Genomic DNA, 14420 nt, shown 5'->3' on the forward strand with positions numbered 1-14420 from the left:
GACAGAATTAACATGGAACCGATTAGTGAGATCGATGGATTACCGCAAGTGGAAGTCACGCCTGACTCTTTGCTTGGAAACTGGTGTCATTGGACCCCCTTGAGTGTCGGGACAATTGTGACTGATGAGTTCATCTTTGAGCAGAAGCAATTTGTTTTGAATTCGACATTTCTGACCGATACAAATGACTTGGTCACCTATCGCACCATGGGAACATGGCAGTTGGCGGGGGACACATTGAAGCTGACGCTCTCTGAGCGTCCAGTAGACAGCGGCTGGCCGCATCGAAACGCTCAATATGTGATTCGAATGCGTCGTCGCGATGGAAAGTGTCAACTTATCATGGAGCCGATCGTCTATGATGATGAGCGGCTGGCCGAGGATGCCGGAGCTTGGTTGTTTCCATACGAAGCGACTCCCGACGAAGCCGAAAAGAACCATGCGACATATCGTGAAAAGCGTCAAAAGAAAGTTGTACTTGACGGTCCGTACAAAGACGTCTCGCAGCGTCTCGTAAAAGTGATTCCGCAGGCCGTAGGCGAATTGGAAATTCCAGAAGAGATTTTCTGTGTCCGGCTGATCTTTTTCGACAGCCATGCTCCGCGCGAGGACTACAAGTGCATTGTTCGCTGTCTCGGCGAAAGATTGCGGCAGCATAAGCTGGCCACCGAACCTGCTCATAATGTTTCCGACGCTCTCTGGCATCCAACGATGGGAATTGCGGAAACCTTGCCAGAACAAGATAATGGTGTGTTTGATGCGGACTTGTCTTCGAATACTGAACTGATGCAAAGCTTTCAAGTGATCTATTCATTGCTTGAATGGGATCTGGAATCCAATATGTTCTTGCTTCGCGAGACTCTCCGACGTGTGTCACTTATGCTTCATATGAGCATGTGGCCAGGCAAAATCAAACGCACCGACGATTTCGTGATTTTCCCGGCAGATGGTTCGAATCACTTTGCTGGAGATTACGTTGAAGACATGCAGAAAAGCGTCCCAAGCCTTAAGAGAAAACTACTCACCGAGCGAGGCTTCCTGAAGCAATAAAGTCGCCACCTTGAACTCCCAGCTTTACCGTCTATCGAAAATCGTACGTACATTGAGTTTGAGATGACACCGAATGGGAGGATGAGGGAAATCCGCTCAGTCCGGGTGGGAAGGCGCTCACGCAGTTCCTGAGATCACAACTGACAGAAGCGGGTGTGAAGTGTTCCGAGGTCGAGATTCACAGCTTTTACGGTTGGTGATTTGACGCCGAGTGCAACGAAGCGAAACTTTGGTGTTTACTTCAGATCGCAGAAAAATGGATGTTGATCGTTAAGCCAAAACGCACACTTGTCGACTGGTTGCTCGCCCGCCATTACGATGATGCACTCCAGTCGATTCTGCATCACGTTCAGCAGGTATTTGAGTCGGACAAGCGCATTGATCACGTACGGTGGTTCACTCAGCAGGAATATGACTCAAACAAAATGCAACAGGGCACAAAGCACCGCAATCTCTGACTCGGCGTACCGGTTAGCGGAGGCAATCAGAAGGAGGGATCTGCATGACTGAATTAGAAGGCCATTGGCAGCTTGTGGGTTACGAACACCTTGTCGATGAAATTTTGTATGAGGAAGGCGCTGCTGATCCTCGAATCACTGAGTTGTACGGATGGTTGCTCGGAAGAAGTGACGTCAATTCACTCCCCTCGCTCGAATCGCAGGCCGGTCTTGTCTTGCGGATCTGCGATTCGAAATTCGAGGAGGAAGTCACTGGATTTGAGAGACTAATGTTTGACGCCGATGGCATCCAGGTCAACGACTACCGACCGATGACTGGGGTCGTTTACCAGCGTGAGAGAATCTCTTTTATCAAGCCTTTTGATGCATTTGTCCAGTCAGATGTCGAACGGTTTCCCAAACTCATTCTCAGATATGACGATGGCGACACTCAAGTCTGTGACAGCCTGCGCCGGTTCGAAGAGAAACTCATTCGGCAAGTATCGGTCGTTACGGACGAGATTTATCTTGAACGCATCCTGATGGTGTACTCACGGTATCTTGAGTGAGAGTTAAGACATGAAAGCAGATTTAGGTCGTTGCCTGTAGGTCGTTGGGTTTTCGTTGTGTGCGACGATCGTCATTGGAGGGCTGCGGCAGATCGGAATAGGTAAGAACAAAGCTCACCTGGGAACTTCACATCACGCGAATGATCAGAATGGACACGAATACCCGTTACAGCGTGCTGGATTATGCCGACTTCAGAAGTGAATATCGTAAAGCTTTCGAAGCACAGTCGGTCGTCACCGAAGCTGAACAAGAACGGTTTCGAGAGAAAGTGTTCTCTGTTCAATATGCGATCGAAAGTGAACTTCTTAAGAAGTGGGGATCAGGTGTCGATTTTGAGATGAGTTGGGATGTGAACTACTGGTACTACGCCTGAGGAGGAATTTACAGCGAGGAAATCTTTAGCAAAGAATATCTCTGGGCGATTCGTGAAGCACTACAGTCCGTCGAAGAGAGTGAACGGTGGACTCACACACGGTCTGTGAGATCGAAGTCGATCCGCATGGTAAAACGGCGGCGGAGGCAACTTGGTTGTCCAGATTGAATCGATGAGGTTAATGAGTGTTGAGCGAACGTCTTGGCATTGTCCGAGTTGTTACGCAGTTCAGCAATGGGGGATCACAGGAGTACCTCGACCAAGTCGTCGGCATCGATCATCCGCGAGCGGTGGCCATCGGCGATGGACTTCTGGATCGCGACGGTCACCTCACGAATTACATCTGCCATCTTACCGAAATTTGTCATATTGAGAATGGGTGAAGAAGACGATTTTGTTCTGTTTGGCAAGTGTTTCAATTTTTCTTAACTGTCCCTTCCAGAACTCTTGTGCTTTTTCGCTGTTGAGGTAATTTCCCCAGGCTGGCTGTTTCGATTTGTGTTTTGGAGTGTTGTTTTCTGAGGCGAACAGCGAGCTGGGATCGCTGTCGAAGGTTGATGGTTTTTTCTCAGGGAGTGGTTCACCGACCATCGACTTAAGTTTGTCATAGATGTCTTTGTCTACAAGGTATTTGTTTCTCGAAGCATCCCAGCGGATTAGATCGAAAGCTTCCTGTGAAAGCTTTACGGACATTTTTTCATAGTAATGTTTCCGATCAAGATGCTTTACATAGATTTCATTTTGATCGACGAATGGTTTCATCTTGTCAAAATACTCTGGGTTTCTACGACGATCTGAGTCATAGAAATTCAAATCTTCGGGGGCATCCGCAGCGGCAAGAAAAAAAGCATAACGCAAATCATAGGCTTGCCATCGACGCCATGTGTATTTCCCATCGTCTCTGTGTTCCTTCAGGTCACGCATATGCGTTTTGGCATCCTCTTGTTCTGTTCTGACATGTCGCTTTCGCGTTGCTTCGTAGCTCCATAAAATCTCTTTGACGTTTTTGTGAATACGTCTGCGTTCTTCTATTTCAACTGGTGTTAACGAGGTTTCTGGTACCTCCTCGCCCGCTTCAGGGATATCAGGAGTCTTCTTCCCAAACACTTCTGCTGGTGACGGAACATTATCGGATTGACCACAGGAAACACTCGTGAAACAAACTCCCATCAACATGAAAGCAAAAAGAGTTCGAGCAAATTGAATAGCTGCATTTGAAGGTGCGCTGCAGTATTTATCATATTTATCAAACGAAAATATCATTCTGTCGCCTTATTCATATACTATAGATACCTAAGTCCAAACGGTGATGATCTCCTCGCGTGTGAATGATAGATCTTGGTCCAAGATCACCTCGACTCCAACCGATAGACAGCGATCTCACCTTTCACCAGCTTTGTTAAGAACGCGTACCGTCCAGAATAATCCAATCCGATTAGTTCGGTACCAATTGGTTTGACGTACTCAAGACCATGATCGACGCCGAATGGAAGAGGATACTTCTTAATTAACCCCTCTTTAATGTCTGCATAATAGAGCCACCGCTTTTGAAAATTATCCGACTCATCACACTCTAATGTGAACCATGCAACACGATGACCACTCATACGAAATGGATTTGAGGGTACTATTTTAAATGTCTCTTGATTTTTTTCATAAGAAATCAGACCGCCACCGACTGGTCCGCCGCACATTTTCAGCCCTAGTGGTTTGGAGCGAATCAGTTCAGGATCGTTCTTTGCGTAGTCCCAAACACCGAAGCCCCACTGATTCGTCCCGTCTTTTCCCATCGCGGTTGCAGAAAAGAAAAGATCGTTCGCTGCATGATAGTGATACAGATCTGCATCCCATTTCTGCTTTCCAGTAAATTGCTTTCCATCCCATTCATACATCATCAAATAGCCCTGTGTATTCCTGCAGTACACTCGCCGCTCGTCGTCAGAAAATCTGAGGGGAGGAATCACATTAGAAAATTTCTGAACAACACGTCTTTGAGCAATTGAGACTAGAAGAATATCAGCTGGGTCATAACGCCCCCAGTTATACGAATCGGTGGCAATGAAAAATGTTTCTTTTGGAGAAAACCCGCCAAGATCGTTAACAGCTGAGTCATTATGGATTCTAGGGATCCCTTCGAATGTTACCTGTCCTCCATCGGGATGGAATTCGAGAATTTTTTTAAGACCACGCGGTGTTACTTCACGTAGTGAAAGACTATCAGAACCAACGCCATAGACATACTTCCCAGAAGGAGAGACTGATTTTGCTGCACGTCCCTCTAGTCTGGTCGATGTTCCTTCTTTTAAGTCGTCGAGATAAGCATAGGCACCTTTCGTGTAGCTAACAAATCGACCACCACTGAGGACCTTAGCGGTAGCTGGGTAAAGCTTGACAACCTCTTTTGGGATATCTGGTGTCTGTAATTCGAATGGTATCTCAGCTTCGATGATCTCATCAAAAGGGGAAGCAGGAGTCTGCCCCGAAAACTTTTTGTTGTTGCTGATTTCCTTGAATTCACCTTTGGAGGGTTTCGACGTCGGTTGTTGGCTGCCAACTCCCGGATTTTGATCATCATCTGCATCCTTAGAAGCAATCTCACCATTACCTTGAACATCACTATTTCCGTTTCCTCCAGCGAACATCGAATACGCAAAGAGGCTCACAGTAAGGCCCAGAACCACAAATACCCCCACTGCAAATTGTTTAGGTGAGAACATTGATGAGCTTCCCTGTGAATTCAAGCTGTCAATCTCGTCAGTCAATTTTGTATGACGGTCCTGGAATTCTGTAATATGATTGACCATTTCAACTGGACCACTCTTTGCTCCCTCAGCAGCAAATGCTGCTTTACCGAGATTTACAAATTCCTGTTTCAATTTGAACTGGAGCGTTTTGATCTGTCCTTTGTCTCTTGTATCTGCCGCTAACGCCTTCGCCTTATCCGACGTCCTCTCACCACTTGTTCTCTCTTCAAGTCGTTTACTGACATTGGCAATTTGCTGATTCAATTGGTCAATCTTTGTGTACGGTTCGGTCAACGATTCTCGAAGCTGTCCAGATTCGTAGACATGTTGCCCTAAATTCAGGAAAGCCTTGGGCAAATCGACATTGTTTATTTTTGCTTGTTCAGCCTTTTTGAGAGCGATCTGTGATGCAGCTTTCGCAGTCGAGGCAATGTCCAAGGCGAAGGATTTCGATTTGTCGAGAAGGCTCTGGCTCGCTTCAACCTTCTTTGTCTCCATCGATTGCTGTTGTGAATCAGCTTGCTCTAGTTTGGCCATCGATAATCGTCTCTCGTGCTTCAATGACGTGATACAGGTTCTATTCCGATCATGTGGATGCTGTGCAGAAGTGACCATATTTACTCCAAAATCTATCAGATTGAACATGCATTCGAAATTATACAGGACAAACAGTCATACTTTTTGTTTGCTCTTCTACCATTGGCGGAGTTGACGAAAAATTTGTCCAACAGAAAATCAAAAATTTTTGCATATTGCGAATCTCATGGATCAAGTTCTTGAAGTCGCCCTTCCAGCTTGAAGTGGCGTCCGTATTGTCGGCTATGATTGGTGTCTCTTAGGTCATGCTCGTTGATGGAACTGTCAAACATATTTAGAGACTGATCACAACTCTATATGTTCATTGAATTTCTTTCTCTTGCCTCTGCTGATCCGTTCGGCGAAACTGAGTTTCGAAAAAAACTCCGAAAGCTTAAGAATCTGCATGTGAAAAGGAGGGGTCTCCCAGATGCCTGAATCTCCTGAACCCGCGTGGCAACAGTCACTCTATGATCAACTCCATGTCATGTGTCAGAAGGCGCTCTCACGTGAACAGCCAGGTCACTCTTTGCAACCCACATTGCTATTGAATGATGCTTACCTGAAATTAATCGAACAAAGAAATCTCAACTTTGAAGATCGCTCTCAAGTGTTGGCAGCTGGCGCAGTGGCGATTCGCCGGCTCTTGATCGATTATGCTCGAAGTCGAAAAGCACTTTCACGTGGTGGATCAGCGGGGAGAGGGATTTCATTAAACATTTCTGTCGCGGATTCCGCCAACACTATTGGGCTACTCGAGCTTGATGATGTTCTCAAGCGATTGGGGGAGGAAAATCAAAGACAAGCCAAAGTGGTCGAATTAAAATACTTTGGCGGATTAACAGTAGCTGAAATCGCCAAAGAGTTGGATGTGTCATTGGGGACAGTCAACAACGAATGGGTCACAGCCAAGGCTTGGCTGTATCGGGAATTGTCATCTGATTAGCAAATCGAATTCATCATGAACAATGACAATAAAATAGTTCAATGCCTGTTTCTTGAAGCACGAAAACTTCCGTTAGAACACAGGGAAGCATGGTTACGAAACCAATGTGCAGATGAAGTTGAGCTGTTTAATGATGTCATGTCGCTACTAAAATATGACGATCTGGTTGACGATCCACTCGAAGCTGGAGTCGGTCAGCTACTTGATGAAGCTCTTTCTCCTAACTATGCCCTGAACTGGCATCGGGGATTAAATATCAGTTGTCCGCACTGCCGCAATGCAGTTGAATTGATTGAGGATCATGAGTTTCAGGAAATTGAATGCCCTTCATGCGGAAGCAGCTTTTCCTTACTCGAAGGGACTGGCACTCATGTTCAGCAGTATCAACCAGAACAGTCCTTTGCACACTTTAAGCTCATTGCAGAGATAGGAGTTGGATCATTTGGTGCTGTCTGGAAAGCCAAGCACATAAAATTCGATTCGACAGTTGCTCTGAAGATCCCTCGCAAAAACCAGTTAAATCCCGAAGAGGGAGAGACTGAGAAATTTCTTCGGGAAGCACGTGCAGCCGCTCAATTGCAGCATCCCAACATTGTGCGAGTACTTGAAGTTGGCAGAGTTAACGAAACCGTATACATCGCCAGTGATTTCATAGACGGTATCACCGTTAATGATCTCGTGACAGGCCCCAGAATCGACCAGCGACAAGCGGTCACACTTTGCAAAAAAATGGCGGATGCTCTGCAGCACGCGCATGAACGGGGAGTTGTCCACCGAGATCTTAAACCGAGTAATATTCTATTAAATCATGAGCGGGAACCGTTTCTGACCGATTTCGGATTGGCCAAACGAGATGCTGGTGAAATCACGATGACAATGGACGGGCAAATTCTAGGTACTCCAGCATACATGAGCCCTGAACAGGCAAAAGGGAAAGGGCATGAGGCCGATGCTCGAAGTGATGTGTATTCACTTGGTGTCATCCTATTCCAACTTCTGACAGGCGAGAAGCCATTTCGAGGTAATACACGGATGCTGATCCATCAGGTTGTCCATGAAGAAGCTCCTAGCCCACAAAAGTATGATGCTTCGATTCCTAAAGATCTCGAAACGATTTGTCTGAAATGTCTTGAAAAGGATCCAAAGAAACGATTTCAATCTGCGAAAGCATTGTCAAAAGAAGTTACACGATGGTTAAACGGAGAGGCCATTCGTTCGCGTCCGATCTCTCGCATAGAGCATTTATGGAGGTGGTGCAAACGTAATCGAACACAGGCAATCATGTCATTGTCACTGATTGTCGTCCTCGTTTCTGGAGTTGTTGTCTCAAGTTATTTTGCCATTGAGGCCAATTCGAGGGCAAGTGAACTAACCATATCGCTGGGCAATGAAGAACTCTTGGTTGATGAAAAAGCGAAATTATTGAATGAGCAGGAACACTTACTGACGCAGAAGGAATTGTTGCTCTCTGAACAAGAGCGGTTGATCAAAAAACTGGAAACTTCTAATCGAGAGAGAGCGCGTTCAGAACGAGCAGCTCAGGACAATGCGAATCGAGCATATGCTGTAATAGAATTTCTTAAGAAAGAAGTATTCGCCGCCGCTAAGCCACTTGGTTCAGACCTGCATGCACGTGGTGAAGGCATTAAACTTATTGAAGCCATTGAGGCTGCTGAACATAAGATTTCCCAGGATTTTAGGAGTAAGCCATTGGACGAAGCAGAACTTCGTCAGTTCTTAAGTGAAGTCTTTCGGTCACTCGATAAACATTTCCAGGCCGTTCAGCAGGCAAAACGAAGTGTTGCAATATTTGAAAGTGAGCTGAGTAAAATAGATTATAAAACGATTCAAGCAAAACGCGAATTTTTAACATGCCTTAATCGATATTGCAACCAACTGTGCATGGAAAAAAGATATCAAGCTGCTGAGCCAGTGGCTGAGGAATTATTGAAGGAAAGCATCGAGGTTTGGAGCTTTTCAAGTCAGCAGACCAAAGATACAGAGGGCTTTAGAAGAGCTAAAGAAAGCCAGGAATACAATGATCAAACGAGTGTGAAACTTGCAAAACTATTGTTGGGGTGGTCCTTGGCAGGCCAAGGAAAGTTTGAGCTTGCAGGTCCATACCTGCATGAAGGATACTCAGGACTCAATCATTCAAGAATGTATTACCGGAAAGAGTTTCTCGCGAGAATTCTAGAGATCTATAAAAACGCTGATCGAATTGAGGATAGTCAGCTCTGGCAAGAGAGGCTGTTGATAGCCGAAATGTCTAGTCAGGTCCGATTGGGGAATCTGCAAAAAGCAATCTCTTTATACTTAAACTCGACTGGAAAACCAGTAAGGTCATTAGAGAATGACGTTGCAAACCTGTTTGCACGATGTTGCCAATGGGAGTTGGCTTACAATACGTACCATGCGGCGGACAAAAAAAGCAACAGTTACAAAACGTGCCTGGAGTATCGCCTGGAACGCATAGATGATTACAAAAAACATAGAGCTGAACTGATTTTAGCCCAAACGACACTCGTTGGTAATGTGAACGATCAAACGAACCTGTTGAATCTTGATGTGTCGCTATTTAAACCGCTTGATGACTCATTGAAATTAAAGTTGTCATCCTTGTTGAATGAGGAGGCCAAGAAATCATTATCAAGAGAACGGCTGGCAAAACTGTATTATCGACTAGGAAGGTATGATGAAGTTGTCAGGTTGTACAAGAACCATCAGACAGAGTTGATAGATAGCCGTCGTTGGAATGATGTTCCGCTCGTGCTCGCATTGACGTTTTACCGGATTGATCCAACCAAAGAAAAGAAAGAATTATTAAATCTCGTTGTTGATAGAACCCATCGTGTTTCACACTCATTGCTTGTCGGGAACCGTCACCACTCAAATTGGCTAAACTACATTGAGCTGATGGCTTGGATTGATGAAGCACTTCATGTTGGGAGTGGTTTACAAGATTCAGGAAAATTACTGATTCAATGGTCAGGTTGGGAACAATATCTGATAAAAGAAGAAGAATTGGCTACAGCGATTCAATCGAAAAACGTTGTCGGTGCAAAGGAAATTTACGAGGAGCTGATCAACTTACCAGGAAATGATATAAGTTTTAATATTCGCAATGGACTTGATCATCGTAAAGTTAATCTGCACAAAGGTGACATCAATGGTCTTGACGGAAGTAAGGCCCCCTATTTTATAGCATTAGGATTGATGAAAGACTTTGAAAGACAAAGATATCTGAATGCAACAATGTTTCGGGATTCCTTATTTTTCTTTTCACCACACGATATTGGATTCAATGAGACGGAACTCAATTTTTATGCACAATCCTTTTATTTGTTTCCATTTGCCCCCAAGCATGGCAGTAGAAGTATTGAAGGTCAATTGGAATTATGGCGCCAAATCGCAGATAGCTGCCAGCAGCAAGCGACGCCTAGATGGAAACAAAAATACGCAGGTCCTCTACTATACAGAATCGGAGAATTTGAGAAGTGGTATCAACAACTTGAAGCAGACTCTGAATTTCGTGAATTGAACGCCGATCTTCGTACGATTTTATTGTATAAAAATCAACATACAGAAGAACGTCTGGAGAAGTTGCAGGGGGTTATCATGCGTCAATCAAGCAAGATGAATGATTATCCGTATGTCAGCGCTTATGATCCCAGATATGCTCAGTACATTTACGATCTATGGTTACTTCAAGAAGCGAAAATTGCTTTGTCATACTAATAGAAATCGTTGATCTACACTACGTTGAAAAATATTTCGTGGCATGGCATCATGACTCTTTTACATCATAGGTATAACGCAGTTATGTCTAACAAATCTGGATTGAAGTTTATCATGATTTGTGGGCGCGGGGGTTGGGTTAGGTGACTTGCTGAAATTGGACGTGCTTTTTGTTGCCCATCGAGGAATGTTTCTAGATCGTGTTGTAGAACGCTTCGATGTATTTGATCAGACTTTTACGAGCTACAACTCTGGTTTCATATTGCTTGTGATGAATCAATTCTTTCTTCAAAATCCTAAAGATAGATTCCGTAGGCGCGTTGTTCCAGGACTCTTCTTGACGACTCATGCTGCACGTAAATCCATTCTCTTTGAGGAAATTCTGATAACGCTCACTGGCGTACTGACTGCCGGTATCTGAGTGACATAGAATATTTCCTTTCGGTCGCTTTCGGTCAATCGCGTTCTACATGGCATCGCGAACCAGTTTTGAAGTCATCGATTCGCCACACGACTGTCAACAATTTTTTCGTGAACAAATCCCGGGCAACAGCCAGGTACATCCAACCCTGGTCAGTCCAGTTATAGGTGATGTCACTCAGCCAAACTTCGTTCGGTTTTGTTGGGGAATTAAACTCGCGATTCAAAACATTCTCTGCCACAGGACGATCGTCATTCGAGTTGGTCGTCGCGATGAATTTCTTCTTTGTCCTGGCACGAACACCTGTTTTTCGCATCAGTTTTACCACGGTATTCACATAATAGGCGTGACCAGGATCAAGCAACTCCTGATGCACACGGAGCGAACTATAGGCCTCCTTTCTCTTGAGGTGAATCTCTTCGATCTCTCCCGTCAGCAACTCCGCTCGCTGCACTGTTTCACTCGTAGGCCGCTTCTTCCAGGAGTAATAACCATTGCGTGGGATATTGAATGATTCACACCGCTGCGACCTCGAAGAACTCTGCGTTCTCTTTGATGAACTGAAAACTCACTGGCTTTCCTTCGCGAAGAAGGCTGTGGCTTTTTTTGAACCGGTCCTGAAACTTGAATTTGCTCTCTCAAACGTTGAGGAAAGTGACCATTCCAGTAGTTTCAGGATCAGTTCTAATAGTCTTTAAACAAGTCCTGCTTGGGCCAAGTTGAGATTTCATTGGCGGCACGGTGGAGGAGTTTGTCGATCTCTCTACCGAGATGACTTGAAGAGGGACTTGTTCGAGTGTTCATCAGGGCAATGAAGTTTTTTCCATCATGCCGTCTGATCATGATTGTTGCAGTCCCTGAGAGCGAGCCTGAATGCCAATGGTTGGTGTTCTCTTCATCAACAGTTCTGTTGGACCAACCCAGAGAGTAGAAGGTTTCTTTCGGCTTGCCATCTTCGTCATGCCCTGCGAGTCCTGGTGGCCGCGAGTACATGGTCTCGATGCTTTTTCGCGAAAGAACTTTGCAGTTGTCGGGATCATCAAAAGCCGATGCAAAACGGGCGAGGTCGACAGCTGAGGCAATCCATGCTCCGTGAGCATCCATCGCTTCCAGATGCCAACCGCCGTAAGCCCAAGGAACTTTTTGGTCGAGATTCGCTGCGAAGACTGACTTACTCGAACCGGGGGAATAGTAGCGAACTTCGTTTTCCGCTCGGTCTTGGAGATGAGTTCGTCCGATTCGCATTGTCGTAATACCTAGAGGAGCAAGCACGTGCTGCTTCACATGCACCTCATACCCCTGCCCTGTTACTTTTTCGATAACGCGGCCGAGCAGGCAGTATCCAAAATTCGAATAGGAGTACCGTTGACCGGGGGCAAAATCGAGCTGTTGACTGAACATCGCAACGATGACATCCTCAGAGCTCGCAGGGGCTGGGACGCCGACTTGTTTTGCAAACCGGACTGACTGGAACATCGCGTCGAAAGACTTCCCTCGATCCCATCCGCCTCGGTGTTGCAGCAGGTGCCGGATCGTGATGTCACGTTGACGCGAATCGAATTTATCTTCGGCGGATTCGATGTGTTCTTCGTATTGATCAAGCACTTCGAAAACCTTGTCGTCCAGACTCAGCTTTCCCTGTTCGACGAGTTGCAGGATGGCGACAGCTGTAATTGGCTTTGAGAGGCTGGCGATGCGGAACAGACTCGTTGGCTGAACTTTTTCTTTTGCAGCGATATCAGCATAGCCATATCCGCGTGCGTGCATGAGCTGACCATTGTTCGTCACTGCCACTGCGAGTCCCGGAACATGGTGCGTCTTCATAAACTCGCGAATATGTTGATCGTAACTTGCTGTTTCTGTTTGAATTTTTCCCGTGGAAAGATTGTACGCTGCTTTGGCTTCGTCGTAGCCCGGACCACGCAGAACTCGCCCCGGTCGATTGCCGGTAGCTTTTCCGGCTTTCAAAACAAGTTGGCCATTGACGATGACGTGCTGCATGCCCTCAGAGAGAGCATCCGGTTGTTCGAAAGTTGCTTTGTCTGTCAGCTTTTCATAGTCGAAGAGAATGACATCAGCCGCCAGACCTTCGGCGATTCGGCCGCGGTCATAGATTCTCACGTCATTCGCTGCGACGGCAGTTGCTTGGGCGATGGCTCTTTCGAGAGAGAGCACTCCCAAGTCTCGCACGTATCGTGAAAGCATTCTGGGAAACGATCCGAAGGCTCTGGGATGAGAGGCGATACGGTTGCCGCTTGCTGGTCCAACGTCGGTGCAGAATGAAACGAATTCCTGCTGCATTGCCAGGATTTTATTGGCCTCGGACATTGTTTGAGGCAACGCGAACGCTCCGGATTTTGCGAGGTTGAAGAATGTCTCCCAAGGGTCTTCCCCTTTTATTTTTGCAATTTCAGCAACGCTATTGCCTTGATACTTAGCATATTCTGGATCGGACGATTGACCAATGACGATGCGATTCCAATCGTGACCGGAATGCCGAAACCAGTTTTCCCAGCCATCGGTTGATTCCATCTCTTTGCGGATTTCTGCCCGGAGTTCCGGGTCGTCCAGTTGACGGCGAAGCTTGTCGTAGCCCTCGGTGAAATGACGCGGGTGGATCAACGCCGCGATTCCTAATCCGTTGTTGATATACGGATAAATATCGGCGGTCACCTGCTGACCTTTCGAGCGAGCTTCTTTTATCTTTGCGATAGCGAGTTGCATTTTCCCCCAGTTTTGTTGCCCGGCTGCCTTGAGGTGATAGATGTGAACCGGGGCCTTTCCCATTTCACCGATTTCGAGAGCTTCGTCAATCGCTTCGAGGAGTTGGTCCCCTTCGTTTCTCATATGCGTGTAATAACCACCACCATATTCACCAGCGACTTTCACTAGAGCACCGATTTCTTCAGTCGTTGCGTAAACAGCAGGCGGGTAGATTAAGGCTGTCGAAACTCCAATTGCTCCCGCTTCCATCGCTTCTCGGACCAGCGACTGCATCTGCTTGAGTTCATCAGGTGTCGGCCTTCGATCAACTTCGCCGAGAACAAGTCTGCGAACCTGCATGTGTCCAACTGTTTGGACCACGTTGACCGGCATTCCCTTCATTTCGAGAAGTGCAAAATACTCAGCCATTGTCGTCCAGCCTTCTCGCAAACCGTCGGATTCATTCAACGGAGCTGCAGAGGAACCCTCCCCGGCATTGATGGTGGTGATTCCTTGTGTGAGCAAGTTCAACGCGGACTTGGGGTCTTCCATGAATGGTGTGGCTGTTTGCCCCATCATGTCGATGAATCCGGGAGCGACGATCAACCCGGCGGCATCAATCGATTCCTTTCCCATCTTCGCGGTCAGCTGACCAATCTTTTTTACTTTTCCGTTTGCGATACCAATATCGGCGACATACCACGGCGCACCGGTTCCGTCGACGATTCGTCCGTTCAGGATGACAAGATCGTAAGGCTCAGCGGCTGCGACCCTCCCGGAATTAGAATGAACAAGCACAAAAGTGAGCAGTCCGGCTAAGGTGAAGAATTTGTTCACAAGGTCTTCCATTGAGACTGAAGTT

General features: G+C 46.4%; 11 protein-coding genes. 6 read left to right on the forward strand and 5 right to left on the reverse strand.

Going from position 1 to position 14420, the window contains the following annotated elements; translation table 11 throughout:
* Nucleotides 1–12: 12 nt before the first annotated feature.
* The 4 genes from Mal48_RS07480 to Mal48_RS23210 all read left to right on the forward strand — a co-directional run bounded on the left by Mal48_RS07480 (nucleotide 13) and on the right by Mal48_RS23210 (nucleotide 2813).
* Nucleotides 13–1050, forward strand: coding sequence for a hypothetical protein (locus Mal48_RS07480; protein ID WP_145197592.1), 1038 nt, complete (start codon nucleotides 13–15; stop codon nucleotides 1048–1050).
* A 502-nt stretch (nucleotides 1051–1552) separates the two neighbouring features.
* Nucleotides 1553–2056: a hypothetical protein gene (locus Mal48_RS07485; protein WP_145197594.1), complete on the forward strand. Its 504-nt coding sequence runs from the start codon at nucleotides 1553–1555 to the stop codon at nucleotides 2054–2056.
* A gap of 149 nt (nucleotides 2057–2205) precedes the next feature.
* Nucleotides 2206–2430 (forward strand): hypothetical protein, encoded by a 225-nt coding sequence (locus Mal48_RS07490; RefSeq protein ID WP_145197596.1) that lies wholly within the window; start codon nucleotides 2206–2208, stop codon nucleotides 2428–2430.
* 185 nt (nucleotides 2431–2615) lie between these two features.
* A complete protein-coding gene (locus Mal48_RS23210) occupies nucleotides 2616–2813 on the forward strand; it encodes a hypothetical protein (protein ID WP_197442147.1) in 198 nt (65 codons plus the stop codon).
* On the opposite strand, the gene Mal48_RS07495 is transcribed toward Mal48_RS23210, so the two are convergent.
* Together Mal48_RS07495 and Mal48_RS07500 are read right to left on the reverse strand one after the other, a co-directional pair.
* Complete coding sequence (locus Mal48_RS07495; RefSeq protein ID WP_145197598.1) at nucleotides 2782–3693, reverse strand: hypothetical protein; 912 nt, start codon at nucleotides 3691–3693, stop codon at nucleotides 2782–2784. The two genes, Mal48_RS23210 and Mal48_RS07495, sit on opposite strands and share 32 nt — an antisense overlap.
* An 86-nt stretch (nucleotides 3694–3779) precedes the next feature.
* Nucleotides 3780–5438 carry a hypothetical protein gene (locus Mal48_RS07500; protein ID WP_145197600.1) on the reverse strand — a complete coding sequence of 553 codons (1659 nt, stop codon included), beginning with the start codon at nucleotides 5436–5438 and terminating at the stop codon, nucleotides 3780–3782.
* Between the two features lie 742 nt (nucleotides 5439–6180).
* Here Mal48_RS07500 and Mal48_RS07505 point away from each other — a divergent pair.
* Nucleotides 6181–6696, forward strand: coding sequence for an ECF-type sigma factor (locus Mal48_RS07505; RefSeq protein WP_145197602.1), 516 nt, complete (start codon nucleotides 6181–6183; stop codon nucleotides 6694–6696).
* A gap of 15 nt (nucleotides 6697–6711) precedes the next feature.
* Nucleotides 6712–10434 carry a serine/threonine protein kinase gene (locus Mal48_RS07510; protein WP_145197604.1) on the forward strand — a complete coding sequence of 1241 codons (3723 nt, stop codon included), beginning with the start codon at nucleotides 6712–6714 and terminating at the stop codon, nucleotides 10432–10434.
* Between the two features lie 193 nt (nucleotides 10435–10627).
* On the opposite strand, the gene Mal48_RS23885 is transcribed toward Mal48_RS07510, so the two are convergent.
* The 3 genes from Mal48_RS23885 to Mal48_RS07525 all read right to left on the reverse strand — a co-directional run bounded on the left by Mal48_RS23885 (nucleotide 10628) and on the right by Mal48_RS07525 (nucleotide 14395).
* Entirely contained in the window at nucleotides 10628–10783 is a 156-nt protein-coding gene (locus tag Mal48_RS23885) for an IS3 family transposase (protein ID WP_391601800.1), read from the reverse strand.
* A 106-nt stretch (nucleotides 10784–10889) separates the two neighbouring features.
* Nucleotides 10890–11309 carry an IS3 family transposase gene (locus tag Mal48_RS07520; protein ID WP_197442148.1) on the reverse strand — a complete coding sequence of 140 codons (420 nt, stop codon included), beginning with the start codon at nucleotides 11307–11309 and terminating at the stop codon, nucleotides 10890–10892.
* A gap of 230 nt (nucleotides 11310–11539) precedes the next feature.
* A complete protein-coding gene (locus tag Mal48_RS07525; protein WP_197442149.1) occupies nucleotides 11540–14395 on the reverse strand; it encodes a serine hydrolase in 2856 nt (951 codons plus the stop codon).
* Between the last annotated feature and the right edge of the window lie 25 nt (nucleotides 14396–14420).

Origin of the sequence: Thalassoglobus polymorphus, assembly GCF_007744255.1 — a bacterium.
GTDB lineage: Bacteria > Planctomycetota > Planctomycetia > Planctomycetales > Planctomycetaceae > Thalassoglobus > Thalassoglobus polymorphus.

What these genes read in the sequence shown, in the direction of transcription:
- Mal48_RS07480 (WP_145197592.1), top strand. Translation starts at nt 13, where the DNA reads ATGGAACCGATTAGTGAGATCGATGGATTACCGCAAGTGGAAGTCACG.
- Mal48_RS07485 (WP_145197594.1), top strand. Translation starts at nt 1,553, where the DNA reads ATGACTGAATTAGAAGGCCATTGGCAGCTTGTGGGTTACGAACACCTT.
- Mal48_RS07490 (WP_145197596.1), top strand. Translation starts at nt 2,206, where the DNA reads ATGGACACGAATACCCGTTACAGCGTGCTGGATTATGCCGACTTCAGA.
- Mal48_RS07495 (WP_145197598.1), bottom strand. Translation starts at nt 3,693, where the DNA reads ATGATATTTTCGTTTGATAAATATGATAAATACTGCAGCGCACCTTCA.
- Mal48_RS07505 (WP_145197602.1), top strand. Translation starts at nt 6,181, where the DNA reads ATGCCTGAATCTCCTGAACCCGCGTGGCAACAGTCACTCTATGATCAA.
- Mal48_RS07510 (WP_145197604.1), top strand. Translation starts at nt 6,712, where the DNA reads ATGAACAATGACAATAAAATAGTTCAATGCCTGTTTCTTGAAGCACGA.
- Mal48_RS23885 (WP_391601800.1), bottom strand. Translation starts at nt 10,783, where the DNA reads ATGAGTCGTCAAGAAGAGTCCTGGAACAACGCGCCTACGGAATCTATC.